The sequence below is a fragment of the Streptomyces sp. NPDC104307 genome (assembly GCF_055584045.1).
The window spans coordinates 1-14,407 of sequence record NZ_JBVJMU010000015.1 but is presented as its reverse complement, the minus strand read 5'-3'; the positions used below and the strand labels follow the sequence as shown (position 1 = coordinate 14,407).

14 protein-coding genes and 1 pseudogene are annotated in these 14,407 nt (G+C 70.1%); 14 read left to right on the top strand and 1 reads right to left on the bottom strand.

The annotated features are described in order from the left end of the window. Positions 1-141 precede the first annotated feature (141 nt). From ACZ601_RS29390 to ACZ601_RS29345, 10 genes and pseudogenes are all read left to right on the top strand, one after another. Positions 142-426, top strand: a complete 285-nt coding sequence (locus ACZ601_RS29390; RefSeq protein ID WP_469543585.1) for a hypothetical protein — start codon at positions 142-144, stop codon at positions 424-426. Between the two features lie 301 nt (positions 427-727). Then, positions 728-1,039: pseudogene (locus ACZ601_RS29385) on the top strand (Scr1 family TA system antitoxin-like transcriptional regulator); the annotation flags it as partial. Next, positions 999-1,199: a DUF397 domain-containing protein gene (locus tag ACZ601_RS29380; RefSeq protein WP_440578281.1), complete on the top strand. Its 201-nt coding sequence runs from the start codon at positions 999-1,001 to the stop codon at positions 1,197-1,199. The pseudogene ACZ601_RS29385 and the gene ACZ601_RS29380, both read left to right, overlap by 41 nt. Before the next feature lie 202 nt (positions 1,200-1,401). After that, on the top strand, positions 1,402-2,151 hold the full coding sequence (locus tag ACZ601_RS29375) for a ribonuclease FAU-1 family protein (protein WP_469543582.1): 750 nt from the start codon (positions 1,402-1,404) through the stop codon (positions 2,149-2,151). A gap of 315 nt (positions 2,152-2,466) precedes the next feature. After that, a complete protein-coding gene (locus ACZ601_RS29370) occupies positions 2,467-2,775 on the top strand; it encodes a hypothetical protein (protein ID WP_024493027.1) in 309 nt (102 codons plus the stop codon). Between the two features lie 182 nt (positions 2,776-2,957). After that, positions 2,958-3,827, top strand: a complete 870-nt coding sequence (locus ACZ601_RS29365; RefSeq protein WP_469543579.1) for a DUF8175 domain-containg protein — start codon at positions 2,958-2,960, stop codon at positions 3,825-3,827. Continuing rightward, the gene (locus ACZ601_RS29360; protein WP_469543575.1) at positions 3,817-5,187 is read left to right on the top strand and encodes a hypothetical protein; all 1,371 of its coding nucleotides are present in this window, start codon (positions 3,817-3,819) and stop codon (positions 5,185-5,187) included. Before ACZ601_RS29365 ends, ACZ601_RS29360 begins: the two co-directional genes overlap by 11 nt. After that, positions 5,184-6,734 carry an SCO6880 family protein gene (locus ACZ601_RS29355; protein ID WP_440578599.1) on the top strand — a complete coding sequence of 517 codons (1,551 nt, stop codon included), beginning with the start codon at positions 5,184-5,186 and terminating at the stop codon, positions 6,732-6,734. Before ACZ601_RS29360 ends, ACZ601_RS29355 begins: the two co-directional genes overlap by 4 nt. A gap of 90 nt (positions 6,735-6,824) precedes the next feature. Beyond that, positions 6,825-8,243 carry an ATP-binding protein gene (locus ACZ601_RS29350; RefSeq protein WP_327338147.1) on the top strand — a complete coding sequence of 473 codons (1,419 nt, stop codon included), beginning with the start codon at positions 6,825-6,827 and terminating at the stop codon, positions 8,241-8,243. 1 nt (position 8,244) lies between these two features. Continuing rightward, the gene (locus ACZ601_RS29345; RefSeq protein ID WP_469543571.1) at positions 8,245-9,825 is read left to right on the top strand and encodes a type IV secretory system conjugative DNA transfer family protein; all 1,581 of its coding nucleotides are present in this window, start codon (positions 8,245-8,247) and stop codon (positions 9,823-9,825) included. Between the two features lie 35 nt (positions 9,826-9,860). On the opposite strand, the gene ACZ601_RS29340 is transcribed toward ACZ601_RS29345, so the two are convergent. Further along, positions 9,861-10,418, bottom strand: a complete 558-nt coding sequence (locus ACZ601_RS29340) for a GNAT family N-acetyltransferase (protein WP_469543568.1) — start codon at positions 10,416-10,418, stop codon at positions 9,861-9,863. A gap of 142 nt (positions 10,419-10,560) precedes the next feature. Here ACZ601_RS29340 and ACZ601_RS29335 point away from each other — a divergent pair, with 142 nt between their 5' ends. From ACZ601_RS29335 to ACZ601_RS29320, 4 genes are all read left to right on the top strand, one after another. Continuing rightward, positions 10,561-11,499, top strand: coding sequence for an ATP-binding cassette domain-containing protein (locus ACZ601_RS29335; RefSeq protein WP_469543567.1), 939 nt, complete (start codon positions 10,561-10,563; stop codon positions 11,497-11,499). After that, positions 11,496-12,287 carry an ABC transporter permease gene (locus tag ACZ601_RS29330; RefSeq protein WP_469543563.1) on the top strand — a complete coding sequence of 264 codons (792 nt, stop codon included), beginning with the start codon at positions 11,496-11,498 and terminating at the stop codon, positions 12,285-12,287. The genes ACZ601_RS29335 and ACZ601_RS29330 overlap by 4 nt, the downstream gene beginning before the upstream one ends. A 69-nt stretch (positions 12,288-12,356) precedes the next feature. Beyond that, a complete protein-coding gene (locus tag ACZ601_RS29325) occupies positions 12,357-13,628 on the top strand; it encodes a sensor histidine kinase (RefSeq protein WP_469543560.1) in 1,272 nt (423 codons plus the stop codon). Continuing rightward, positions 13,625-14,290, top strand: a complete 666-nt coding sequence (locus ACZ601_RS29320) for a response regulator (RefSeq protein WP_469543557.1) — start codon at positions 13,625-13,627, stop codon at positions 14,288-14,290. The genes ACZ601_RS29325 and ACZ601_RS29320 overlap by 4 nt, the downstream gene beginning before the upstream one ends. Positions 14,291-14,407: the final 117 nt, after the last annotated feature.

Here is a 14,407-nt window from a genome sequence, read left to right as displayed (position 1 = left end):
TCCCCGCACATCGCGGCCGATGCCACCCCCACATCGGGGGCCCGACCACCCCAAAGGGCGTAACAGCAGGACCGAAGGTGGCCGGAAGTACCCGCCCGGCCGGGGTTCCGCTGCGAGGCAGGCGGGCACCACACTGTTCCGATGCCGAACCGCGCCCACGCCGTCCACATGACCACCACCGAGACGCCGCTGCCGGGGCGGGAGGTGGACCAGAGCTGGATGATCTGGGGCGCCCAGGCCGACTCCCTCGGCCAGGCGATGTCCGAACTGGAGGCAACAGCCGCGAGCCACCAGGCAGACACGGTCATGGCGGTGCGCGTCACCACGGTCACGAACACCCGCACAAGGACGCGCCTCATGGCCGACCCGATGATCGAAACCACCGTGGTCTACCAGGCGTACGGAACGGCCGTCCGGTATGCGTGAACTCGGCGATCGCCCCGCGCACCCTCCCGCCTCTCAGCCACCGGCAATCCGGCACCCCTCCGTACACGGCTACGGCAGATCGCCTGACCGGCAGTCCGGCTTCGCCGCGCATTCCACCCACAGCAGCTTGCCGCCCTGTACCGGAAGGCCACCGCGCATCGGGTACGCACCCCAGCACTCCGCGTAGAGCGTGACGAGGTACAGCCCCCGCCCTCTCTCGGCGAGCTCCGCGGGCGCCTGCTCACTCCACCGGAACGGCGCCGGAATGCGCGGATCGGTGTCCCACACCCCCAGCCGGACCCGCGAGATCCTTCCCGCACCCCTGCTCGACCTGGCGGAGATCGAGCACCATGCTCAGCAACTCCGTACAGCCGTGACCGTTCACATCCCCGGCCTGTTCCAGACCCCCGAGCACGCACGCGAGGTGTTCCGCCAGGACGTACCAGCACTGCCGCCTCCCGACGTGGAGCACCGGGTCTCGTTCCGCATCAAGCGGCAGGCTGTCCTGTACCGGGACCATCCGGCCCGCCAGCAGGCCGTCATTCACGAGGCGGCCCTGCGCATGCAGTTCGGTGGGCCCGAGACCGCCCGTCGGCAGTTGGAGCTCCTACTGCGCCCAGGGCAACTCCTGCGTCCACGTGGCCACCCACAACGGCACGGTGATACTCACCGAATCAGGCGACCCCGGCGGCGCGATACTCCGGACCACCCCCGCCGACCTCACCTGGATCCAGGGGCCGTTCGACCACTTCACCGAACCCGGCGACGGATAGCGCCTGCGTGAGGGACCGCCCGACCGGGGCAGGATCCGGGCCGGGCCACCGCTACACCGGCGTCGGATGCGACGATCCGCGTCATGACCGGACGGATGTCCCGGGCCCCGGGCCACGTGGATTCGGGCTTCCTCCGCGAGCGCGAGCGCCTGACGGGTCCGGGCACGTGTCCGAAGACCTCACGGCGGGCATGATCAATCGCATGAAAGCGGGCAAGAGGGACGTCGCAACCAACGGCACGAGGCTCGGCACGAGTACGAGCACGAGTACGAGCACGAGCGCCCGTGCCGGGACCGGAACCGGCACCGGCACCGGCACCGGAGCAGGCAGCAGGCCGGGGCAGGTCCTGAAATGGAACTTCTTCATAGGTGGACACCTGAGCGCCTCCGTTCCCGTCCGCCTCGTCGAACGTACGACCGCAGGTCAGCTGCTGTGGATGGAAACCGGCACGCCGATGTGGCGGACCGCCCTGCCGTGCGGCACCACACATCTGCGGGACATCGCCCCGCACGAACGCCCCGCCGAGGGCTACCCCCTGGTCCCCGACCGGTGGCCGATGGGCAACGCCCTCTTCTACCAGCCGACCGGCGCGGCCCACTCCGTCCTGTGGCTGTTCGGGCGCAGACAGAAGTTCCGCGGCTGGTACGTCAATCTGGAACGCCGGCTCCACCACGGCGACGACATCGACATCGCTGACCACGAGCTGGACCTCAACGTGGCACCGGACCGCACCTGGCGGTGGAAGGACGAGCAGTCCTTCGCGGAGAAGACCGGCCACCCCGCGTACTGGACAGCCGAGGAAGCGGTCGCCATCCGCTCCGAGGGAGACGCGGTGGCACGGCTCGCCGAGGCCGGAACGTTTCCCTTCGACGGCTCCTGGTGCGATTTCAGGCCACCATCGGCCTGGACGACACCGTCCCGCCCACCCAACCCCCGCCACTCGATCCTCTGAACGACGTACACCTCCACCTCGCCACTCATGCGCCGATAGGTGCGGTTCGAGCGCGGATGCCGGTCTCGGCCAGGGTGGCGCGATGGCGATCATTGCCCGGCGTCACCCTCCGTGATACACAGAGTAACGATATGTAATTCGCTCACACACCGATTCGATCCGCAGGTCAGGGCGGTCAGACCGGTCAAATGTGCGAGATCCGGGTAAAGAGAGCCGTCAAGTCGTCGTGCGAACGCAGATTCATCAGCGAAGATAGAGGGTGACTCGTGCCGTTCGGTGCGGGCACCGAACTACCCAGCAAGGGCGGTGACTTAAATGATCCTGGCAGCTGAAAAGGGCGACATCACCACCATCATCGGCGGAATCGCCCCGAACTGGGGGCCGTTCGGGACCTTGGGCAACGAGGCCCGCGTCATGATCGAAGTGGTGATGGCGATCGCCATCCTGCTCTGTCTCGGCATCGCGATCTGGGGAGCGGCGAAACAGCGCATCGGCGCGACGGCTCTGCGTGACACGTTCAGCGCGGAGCAGGGCAAGGGACTGATCGTCGCCGGTCTCACCGGTGTGTTCATCATCGGATCGCTGGGAACCCTGTTCACCATCGTCTACGGGATGGCTGTCTAACCGGCCGTCAGCCCGCGCCAGGGGGCACTCCCGCCCCGTCCCCACCATCCGCCCGTCGTGCCCACCGGCAGAGGTTGCGTCTCCCTGATGTCGAGTCACCACACCGCGCCCGCGCGGGAACCAGCACGGCTACCGTCGTACTACGACGCGGTTCAGGCAACGGTTGAGGGGGCGTACGCGGCATGAGTCCCGACGACGACGGTTACGGCAACGACTCCGGCCGTTCGAACGACGCCTACAGCACCCTCGGCGGCACGCGCCAGACCCGCACCCGACTCCCCGACGGCCAGGGCGGCGACGGCTACGGCCCCCGCCGCCCGGCCCGCAACTCCCGCTCGCTCCTCACCGTCCTCGGCGTGGTGGTCCTGCTCCTGGCCGCCATCGCCTTCGCGAACATGGGCGGAGGCGACGGGGGCAACGGCGGCGACGGTGCCCGAGGAAGCGACGCCAAGAAGGCCGGCTCCGCACCGACCGCGGCCACCGGGACGAAGCCGGTGACGGGGAAGAACGGCTCGATTCCCTCGGGGTTCGCGCATGACGAGCAGGGGGCGCAGAGCGCGGCGGCGAACTATTCCGTGGCACTCGTATCGGCAGACATCCTCAAGCCAGATCGCCGGACGCAGATCGTACGCCGCGTCTTCGCCGCAGGCCGAGTCGACGAGCTTGAGACCAAGCTCAACCAGGCGTACAGCAAGGACTTCCTTGACAAGGTTGGCCTCGACGAGAACGGTCAAGCAGCTGAGGGCATGACGTACGTCTCAAGGACCGCGCCCGTCGGGACCAAGGTGACGCAGCTCTCTGGCTCTTCCGCCACTGTCGAGGTGTGGTGCACAGGAGTCTTCGGAACGGCTGGGGTCGGCTCCACCAATCCCGTGAGCAACGACTGGTTCACCATGACGCTCAAGCTCCAGTGGGAGAGCAACGACTGGAGAGTCGACAGCTTCTCCCAGAAAGACGGACCGGCACCGGTCAATACCGACCGTACGGCCTCCAACGCCGATGACATCGCCAAGGCCGTCGAGGAGTACGGAGGGTTTACCTATGCCCGCTAAATCCCGGCACGCAATCAAGTTGAGTGCGGCCCTGGCAAGCGCCCAGGCAACTCTGGTAATTCTGGCAACCCGCGCCGCAGCAGCACCGACGCCGTCCCCGTCCCCCTCCGGCTCTCCCTCTGGGGATGGAAACTGCTCGCTCATCGTTGGCCCCGCCAAGGACTACTGCGAAGGCGACGCACGCACCTCCAAGTCCAACGCCCCCAAAAGCGTCGACTCCGCCCTGGACCCCCTGACCTCCCTGGGCCGTGGCTGTGCCGACGCCGCCGCGTGGATCGTCGGCAAGCTCAGCGACGCCGTCAAGGGCACCGCGAACGTCGACTTCACCAACACCCGCTTCCTCCAGCAGTACGCGATCGTCTTCGCCGCCTCCACCGTGCTGACGCTCGTCCTGTGGCTGCTCGCCGTCGCCAAGCGCGCCATCCGCGGGGTGCCGCTCACCACCGCCATCTCCGAGGCCATCGGGTTCCTGTGGCTGACGGTCCTGGCGTCCGCGTTCACCCCGCTGATCCTGTACACGATCGTCTCCGCCACTGACGCCGTCACCGAGGTCATCGCCTCGTCCTCCGGCGGGCAGACGGACGTCTTCTTCGGGTCGTTCGCGGAGGCGCTCAAGAAGGACTCCGACATCGGCGGCGGACCGATCATGCTGATCGTCGTGTCGCTGGTGTCGATCCTCGCCGCAGGCATCCTCTGGCTGGAACTCGTGATCCGGGCCGCCCTCCTCTACGTCGGCGCCCTGCTCGGAACCGCCGTGTACGCGGGGCTCGTCGACAAGAACATGTGGGGGCACGTACGCCGCTGGGCAGGCATCATGATCGCCGTGATCATGGTGAAACCCGTCATCGTCATCGTGCTCGGCCTGGCCGGCGCGCTGTCCTCCGACGACGGACCGGACGCGTTCTCCGCCGTCGTCTCCGGACTGGCGATCATCCTGCTCGCGATCTTCGCCTCCGGCATGATCTACCGCTTCGTCCCCGGCTTCGGCGACGAGATCCAGGGCGCCCGTACCAACCGCAAGCAGGCCACCGACGGCTCCCAGGCCGCCGCGATGATCAGCTCGCCCGCCGCTCTCGTCTCCCAGGGCATCAAGACCCACAGCAGCCGCGGCGGCGGCGGCCAGGACAACGGCGGCGGCAACAGCGGCGGCGGACGCCCCGCCAACCCGGTCAGCGGCGGAGTAGCCGCCCACAGCTCCCGCAACTCCGGGAGCGGGGTCGGCGGCGGATCTGTCCCCTCCGCCGCACCTCCGCCCCGCAGCGGCTCCGGCCCCACCTCCGGCACCCCGCACAGCAGCCGCGGCCCGCGCCGCGGATCAGGAAGTTCAGGTAACAGCAGCACAGGAGGTGGCGGGCGTTGAGCACGCAGTCCCATCCGATCGCGCCCCGCCGTACGTATCTCATCGGCCGGGCCAGGCCCAACGCCATGGTCGGCAAGAACCGCGAGACCGGCGAGATCGCCCTGATCATCGGCGGGGCGTTCCTCGGCATGATGAGCGGGCTGCTCGTACCGGTCCTGTCCATGCGGATCGTGCTGCTCACCGGCTTCCCGCTGCTCGCCCTGGCGATCGTCTACGTCCCGTACAAGCACCGGACGTTCTACAAGTGGTTCGAGATCAACCGCAGCTTCAAGCGCTCCCTGCGCCGAGGCGCCACCTACCAGTCCGGCGCCATGGAAGCGGGCACCAGCGCCGACGGCCGCGAGGTCGAGATCGGACCGCCCCCCGGCATCGGCCGGATCAACTGGCTGGCCGCGCCCTTCGGCCCCGACGAGATCGCCGTACTGCTGCACGCCGACCGCCGCACCGTCACCGCGGCGATCGAGATCGAGGGGCCCGGCGTCGGGCTGCGCGACAGCGAGGACCAGGAAGCGCTCGTCGACCGCTTCGGCACCCTGCTCAAGCACGTCGCCAACGGCGACGGCTTCGTGACCCGCATCCAGATGCTCGCCCGCACCCTGCCCGCCGACCCCGACGCCCACGCCAAGGACGTCGCCCAGCGCGGCGACAAGGCCTCCCCCGGCTGGCTCCAGGAGTCCTACGAGCAGCTCCAGTCGATGGTCTCCACCTCCAGCGAGCAGCACCGCGCCTACCTGGTCGCCTGCATGGAGTTCGACCGCGAGCTCGCCGCAGAGGCCAACGCCATGGCCCGCGCCGCCCGGCCCCACGGCGGCCGCAAGCTCGACCGGGACGCCGGACTCGCCGTCGTGATGGCGCGCGAGCTCACCGACATCTGCGCCCGCCTCGCCGAGGCCGACATCCGGGTACGCCAGCCGCTCGGCCAGAGCCGCCTGGCCTCGCTCGTCCACTCGATGTACGACCCCGACCACCCCATCGACCACATCCAGGCCATGACGAAGCGCAACGCCTGGCCCGCCGAACTGGACGCGGTCGAGCCGACGTTCCTCCAGGCCAAGACCCGCGAATCGTCCACCCGCGCCCCCTGGTGCCACTCCACGGCCTGGGTGAAGGAGTGGCCGATGACGCCCGTCGGCGTCAACTTCCTGGCCCCGCTCCTGGTCCACACGCCCGATGTGATCCGTACGGTCGCGGTCTGCATGGATCTCGAACCCACCGAGATCGCCATCGAGCGGATGCTCACCGAGAAGACCAACGACGACGCCGAGGCCAGCCGCCAGGCCAAGATGAACCGCACCGTCGACCCCCGCGACATCGCCGCCCACGGCCGGCTCGACCAGCGGGGTGAAGATCTCGCGAGCGGCGCGGCAGGGGTGAACCTGGTGGGGTACATCACCGTGTCGTCCCGTTCGCCGGAGTCCCTCGCCCGCGACAAGCGGACGATCCGGGCCTCGGCCGGCAAGTCGTACCTGAAGCTGGAGTGGTGCGACCGCGAGCACCACCGCGCGTTCGTGAACACCCTGCCGTTCGCCACCGGCATCCGCCGCTAGCCGTACACGACCGAGAACACCTAGAGCACCGAGAACACCGAGCACCGAGCACCGAGCACCGAGAGAGACGAAAGGGAGGTCGGTCACGCCATGCGAGATCCGCTGTCCGCGTTGTCGGACGCCTTTACCGCCTTCCTCTTCGGAAAGGTGGAGACGACCCGGCTGCCCGTCCGCACCTCGACCGGACAGGCGCAGGCGGTCTACCTGCCCACCGCCGCCCCCGGCCTCGGTGACTCCGGCGTGATCATCGGCCGCGAGGTGTACTCCGGCAAGGGCTACATCTACGACCCCTTCCAGCTGTACGGCCAGCAGCTCCCCGCCCCGCACTGGCTGGTGCTCGGTGAGTCCGGCAACGGCAAGTCCGCGCTGGAGAAGACGTACGTACTCCGCCAGCTCCGCTTCCGCGACCGCCAGGTCGTCGTCCTGGACGCCCAGGGCGAGGACGGCGTCGGTGAATGGAACCTCATCGCCCAGGAACTGGGCCTGACCCCCATCCGCCTCGACCCCACCTCCGCGCTCAACGGCGGCATCCGGCTCAACCCGCTCGACCCCGCGATCACCACGACCGGGCAGCTCGCCCTGCTCCGCACGATCATCGAAGTCGCCATGGGCCACGGCCTCGACGAACGGTCCGGCTTCGCGCTCAAGGTCGCGCACGCCTTCGTGAACGAGACGAAGAACGACCGCCAGCCCGTCCTGATGGACATCGTCGACCAGCTGCGCCACCCGGAACCCGAGTCTGCCCAGGCGATGAACGTCGACATAGACGACGTACGGGCCTGGGGCCTGGACGTCGCCCTCGTACTGGACCGGCTCGTCGACGGCGACCTGCGCGGCATGTTCGACGGGCCGACGTCCGCCGATATCGACCTGGACGCCCCACTGATCGTCTTCGACCTCTCCCACATCGACCGCAACTCGATCGCCATGCCGATCCTGATGGCGATCGTCGGCGTCTGGCTGGAGCACACCTGGATCAGGCCCGACCGGAAGAAACGCATCTTCCTGGTCGAGGAGGCCTGGCACATCATCAACTCCCCCTTCGTCGCCCAGCTCTTCCAGCGCCTGCTGAAGTTCGGCCGACGGCTCGGGCTGTCCTTCGTCGCCGTCGTCCACCACCTCAGCGATGTCGTCGACGGAGCCGCGGCACGGGAAGCGGCGGCCATCCTCAAGATGGCCTCGACCCGCACGATCTACGCCCAGAAGGCCGACGAGGCCAGAGCCACCGGCCGGGTGCTCGGGCTGCCCCGATGGGCGGTCGAGATCATCCCCACGCTCACCCCTGGCATCGCCGTCTGGGACGTCAACGGCAACGTACAGGTCGTCAAACACCTGATCACCGAGGCCGAACGCCCCCTCGTCTTCACCGACCGCGCCATGACCGAGTCCTCCGCCATCGACCTGCTCCCGGAGGACGTACGCGCCGCCGAACTGGAGGCGGAGCAGCGCGCGGCCCGGATCGAGAACCAGCAGCGGCTCAACGAGTCGTCCGAGTCAACGGTGGCATGACATGGCAGGGCGCGGCGAGGCACGGTCCGGCGGCAACGCGGGCGGCAGCGGCGGCATCCCCGACGGACTGCTGATCGGCCTGCTGTCCTTCCTGCTCGGGCTGACACTGCTGGCCTGGACCGCCACCGGACTGTCCGGACTCCTCGCGCACGGCGCCTGGCCGCACGGCGTCACCCTCGCCGAAACCCCGCTGGCCATACGGCGCCTGGTGGAGGCCCCGCACGACCTGCCGGCCGCCTGGCCGACCACCCCAGCGGGGGCGCTCTCCGGATACGGGCTGTTCTGGGGCCTGTTCATCGGTGAGCTGATGGTGCTCGTGGTGCTGACCATCTTCGTCATGGGCGTGGTCGCACGCTGGCGCGACGTACGGTCCCGGCAACGCGCCCAGCGGCTGGACCGGTTGGAACGGCTGGAGGAGCATCAGCCGGAGCGAGGCGCCCAGCAACTCCCCGACCTGGAGAAGGGCCAGGAGCACGGACATCAGTCCCCGGCACCAGCACCAGCACCAGCACCAGTGCCCACCCCCACGGAACGCCTCCCCGAACCACAACAACAGGCCACAACCGCCCCAAACGCCACCACCGCCACCCCGGCCACCACCACCGAACTCCTCGCGACCGCAGCCCCGCTCACCGTGCCCTCCCCCCGCGCCCCCCTCGTCGTCTACGGCCCCGCAGCCACCCGTCGGCCCACCGTCGTCCAGGCCATCGGCGAAGCCGCCGGGCCCGTGCTCGTCGTCACCTCGGACCCCAGCGTCTGGACCGAGACCAAGGACGCCCGCGCCAAACTGGGCCCCGTCCTCATCTACGACCCCGGCCACCTCTGCGACACCCCGGCCCGGCTCCACTGGGCCCCCACCACCGGCTGCGAACAGCCCGACCTGGCGGCCGCCCGCGCCGCCGCCCTCCTCGCCCCGGTCCGCCCGCAGGCCCGCATCGACGCGGCGACGGCCGACACCGCCGAGACGCTCCTCCAGTGCTGGCTGCACGCCGCGGCCATCGACGGCCGCCCCTTCCGCCAGGTCCACCGCTGGGCCCTGGGCGGCGCCGCCCACGAACCGGTGCGGCTGCTGCGTACCCACCCCAAGGCCGCGTCCGGACTCGCCGGACTGCTGGAGTCCGCGCTCACCGCGCACCCCGAACGCCGCGAGATGGCACGGGAACTGACGGTCCGGGCCTTCGGCGCGCTCTCCTCGGTCCATGTCCGCGACACCTGCACCCCCAATCGGGCCGATGCGCTCGCGCTGGAGTCTTTCGCGGACGAAGGGGGCACGCTTTATGTGGTGGGTGAACCCATCGAGAATCCACGATCGGGCCCGGGAGCCATGCCCCTGCTCACGGCGCTCGCCTCAGACGTGGTCGAGCACGGCCGCCGCATGGCCGCACGGTCATCCGACGGTCGGCTCGACCCACCAATGACGCTCGTCCTCGACGATGTCGCAGCCGTCGCACCGCTGCCCCGGCTGCCCGAGTTGCTGGCGACCGGAAACAACCTGGGCCTGCCCACCGTCGCCCTGCTCCGCTCCCCCGAACAGGGCCGCGCCCGCTGGACCCAGCAACTCCAGACGCCGAGCACCCCCTGACCCACCCCCACCTCCTGACCCACCCCGCCCCACCGCTACGGCCGGACCACCGCGTACTCCAGCTCGCGAGCCAACGGGTCGCCCTGGACCGGCACCGTCTCCCCGGTCGGCACGAACCCGATCCGGCGGTAGAAGGCGGAAGCCCGCAGGTTGTCCTCGTGCACATACAGCCGTACGCGCTCGATCCTCGGCCCGCCCAGCGACCACGCCCAGTCCAGACCGGCCCGGAAAAGCTCCCCTGCCACGCCCCCGCCCCGCGCCTCCGGGCGTACGAACACCCCGACCACATGGGCCTGGTGCACATCGGTCGCCGCCCCGAACACCACCTCCCCGTCCGGCCGCTCGACCAGCACGGTCACCGAACCCGCCCAGCTTCCGTCCGGCGCCACCGCGACGAACTGCCGCTTCTCACCGTCGCCCGTCTCCGAAGCACCGGCCGCCCGCTCCTGCCAGAACGCGTCGGGCCGCTCCACGGCCTGCTCGTACGTCTCCAGGAACGCCAGCGGCGCCACCGGATCCCGCAACGCGGCCAGCCGGAGTTCCTTCGCCGGCTGCCATTCCTCGGCCCGCACCGGCCGTACCACGTAGTCCATGCGCCGATCCTCACCCGCCCCCGACGGCCGTGCAAACGGGTTCCCGCACCGGCCCCGGCGTCGTACCCCGGTACTACGCGCACCGCCACCTGCCACCCCCGGTCCGACGTTCCGCGCCCGCCCGCTCCGTAGCGTCGACCGCATGATCAGGGCATACGAACTCACCAAACGGTACGGGGACACCACCGTCGTCCAGGACCTCGACTTCACGGTCCGCCCCGGCACCGTGACCGGCTTCCTCGGCCCGAACGGCGCCGGGAAATCAACCACCATGCGCATGCTGCTCGGCCTGGACGCCCCCACCCGGGGCCGTTCGACGATCGGCGGACGCGCGTACGCCGCCCACAGCGCACCGCTGACCGAAGTCGGCGCCCTGCTGGAAGCCCGCTCCGTCCACCCCGGCCGCACCGCCTTCCACCACCTGATGTCCCTCGCCCACACCCACGGCATCCCCCGCAGCCGCGTCGAGCACGTCCTCGGCCTGGCCGGGCTGACCTCGGTCGCCGGGAAGCGGATCAAGGGATTCTCGCTCGGCATGGGCCAGCGGCTGGGCATCGCCGCCGCACTGCTCGGCGACCCGGCCGTCCTCATCCTCGACGAACCGGTCAACGGCCTCGACCCCGAGGGCGTCCTGTGGATCCGCAACCTGCTCAGATCCCTCGCCGCGGAGGGCCGCACGGTCCTCGTCTCCTCGCACCTGATGAGCGAGATGGCGCTGACCGCCGACCACCTCGTCATCATCGGACGCGGCCGCCTCCTCGCGGACACCACCGTCGACGACTTCGTCGCCATGTCCGGCGGCGCCTCGGTCCACGTCCTCACCCCGCAGGCCCCCGCCCTGCGCGCCCTCCTCCAGGGCCCCGGCATCGAGATCACCGGCCCCACCGGCACCGAAACCGCTGAGCTGGAGGTCCGCGGCGCCGACGCCGCCCACATCGGCCGCCTCGCGGCCGCACACGCCATCCCCCTGTACGAGCTCACGCCGCGCACCGCCTCACTGGAGCAGGCCTTCATGGACCTCACCCAGGAGTCGGTCGAGTACCGGATCACCGCCCCCGAACCGACCGGAGCCCTCGCATGACCACCGTGGCCGTCACCCCGCACCCCTACCGCATCACCCCGGCCCGGGTGCTGCGCTCCGAGTGGCACAAGCTCCGGTCCCTGCGCTCAACCTGGATCACTCTGGGATCGGCCGCCGCTCTCGTCCTCGCCGTCGGCATCCTCATGGGCACGACCTATACGTCCGGGGGCGGCGACTCGGACGTCGACACGGTCGTCATGGTCCTCTACGGCTCCACACTCGGCACGCTCTGCACGGTCGTGCTGGGCATCCTCATCACGGCCGGCGAGTACTCGACGGGCATGATCCGCGCCTCGCTCACCGCCGTCCCCCAACGGCTCCCGGTCCTGTGGGCGAAGGCCGCGGTCTTCGCCGCCACCGTCTTCACCGCCATGCTCGCCACCTCGCTGGTCACCTTCGTCGTCGCGCAGTTCTTCCTCGACGACACCGACCAGGCCGCCTCCCTCACCGATCCCGGCGTCCTGCGCGCCGTGGCGGGCAACGCCGCCGGGACCACGCTCCTCAGCCTGATCGCCCTGGGCCTCGGCGCCCTGCTCCGCTCGACTCCCGGCGCCATCGGCGCGTTCATCGGGGGCGTGATGGTCCTTCCGGAGGTCCTCTCCATGCTTCCCTACGACGCGGTGGAGACCGCCGTCCGCTATTTCCCCACCCAGGCCGCCGGCGTACTCGGCTCCGCGACCCCGCTGCCCGACGCCGCCTCCAACGGCGCCGCCCTGCTCGCCCTCGTCCTCTGGGCCTCGGCCGCACTCCTCGCGGCGGCCACCCTCCTACGCCGACGTGACGCATGAGGCGGACGGGGCCCCGGACGAGGGTGTAAGGATCGCGGGGGAGACGAAGGACGATCGGGGGACGCGGACATGACGGGCTACGGGGACGACGGCACCGACCGGGCGGGGACACCCCGCCCCAGCCCGCTCACCGGGCACATTCAGCGACTGCTCCAGCGCATCCGCGCGGCCGACCGGCGCAGGCCGGCCGTCTGGGACGGACTGCTCACCACGTTCTGGATCCTGTTCGCCGTACTCGACGTCTCCTCCGGTGGCTGGCGCACCGTCGCCGTCGACCCGGACGTGTCCCCCCGGCTGGTGCTGCTGCTGAGCGCCGCGTTCTCCGCACCGCTGCTGTGGCGCCGCGGCCACCCGCTGGCCGTCCTGCTGTTCATGACCCCGTTCGCACTGGTCAACGTCTGGACGGGGGCGGTCATCCAGGCCGCCTTCCTCCAGGAGATCGTGGTCTTCAACATCGCGCTCCGGCTGCCGCTGCGCACCCTGGCCCTGTCCGGCGGGGTCGTGCTCGCCCCGCTCGCGATCGGCTCGGCCCACTTCCCGGCGCACTGGAACCAGCTCTTCGTCCCCCACCTGTACGCGTTCGTGTTCGCGTCCCTGTTCGGCATCGTCTTCCGGACCCGCAAGGAGTACACGGAGGCCCTCGTCGACCGCGCCGACCGGCTCGAACTCGAACGGGACCAGCAGGCCCAGCTCGCCGCCGTCGCCGAACGGACCCGGATCGCCCGGGAGATGCACGACATCATCGGCCACAACCTGTCCGTCATCACGGGGTTGGCCGACGGCGGGGCGTACGCCGCGGCCAAGAGCCCGGAACGGGCCGCCCAGGCCCTCGACGCGATCGGCACCACCAGCCGCCAGGCCCTCGCCGAACTCCGCCGCCTGCTCGGAGTCCTGCGCGATCCCCCCGAGAGCGCCCACCGCACCCCGCAACCGACCCTCGACGACATGGACACCCTGCTCACCGGCGTACGGACGGCAGGCCTTCCCGTACGTCTCAGCAGCCATGGCACCCCACCGGCCGTCCCAACCACCGCGGGGCGGCAGTTGACGGTCTACCGGGTGGTGCAGGAGGCGCTGACCAATACGCTGAAGCACGGCGGCGGACACTCCGCCCTGGCCGCCGAGGTCACCCTGACCTACCGGCCGAACGAGCTGGAGGCCGTGATCACCGACAACGGAACACCTGCTCCCGGCGCCGCCGCATCCGACGGCACCGGGCAGGGCATCACGGGCATGCGTGAACGCGCTTCCCTGTACGACGGCACCGTAGAAACGGGCCGGCCCACCGGCACAGGCTGGCGGGTACGGCTCCGGCTCCCTCTGGAGGACTCCCCCTCGTGACGACCGTGCTCATCGCGGACGACCAGCCGATGCAACGCTTCGGATTCCGCATGCTGTTGGAGAGCCAGGACGACATGACGGTCGTCGGCGAGGCCGCCAACGGCCACGAGGCGCTCCAGCTCATCGCCCGGCACCAGCCGGACGTCGCCCTGATGGACATCCGGATGCCCCTGCTCGACGGCATCGAGGCGACCCGCCGCATCATCAGGACGGGTTCCCGCACCCGCGTCCTCATCGTCACGACGTTCGACCTGGACCGGTACGCGTACGACGGGCTGCGGGCCGGCGCGAGCGGCTTCCTCATCAAGGACGCGATGCCCGAGGAACTGCTCTCCGGCATCCGTGCGGTCGCGAGCGGCGACGCGGTGGTCGCCCCCAGCCTGACCCGCCGCCTCCTGGACGCGTACGTCCAGCACCTGCCGACCACCCCCGGCGGACCCGCGACGCCGGACTCGCGCATCGGGACCCTCACCGGCCGGGAACGGGAGATCCTCACCGTCATCGGACAGGGCTGGACCAACTCGGAGATCGCGGAACGACTGCACCTGGCCGAATCAACCGTGAAGACCCACGTCTCCCGCATCCTCGCGAAGACCGGTGCCAGGGACCGCGTCCAGGCAGTGATCCTGGCGTACGACACCCACCTGGTCACTGCGGGCTGAGAGAGGTAAGGGGCCCTCCGGCCTGGTCGGGAACGCAGAAAAGCCCCGTGCCACAAGGGCACGGGGCTTAACTATTAAAAGGAGTTCGGCGGCGTCCTACTCTCCCACAGGGTCCCC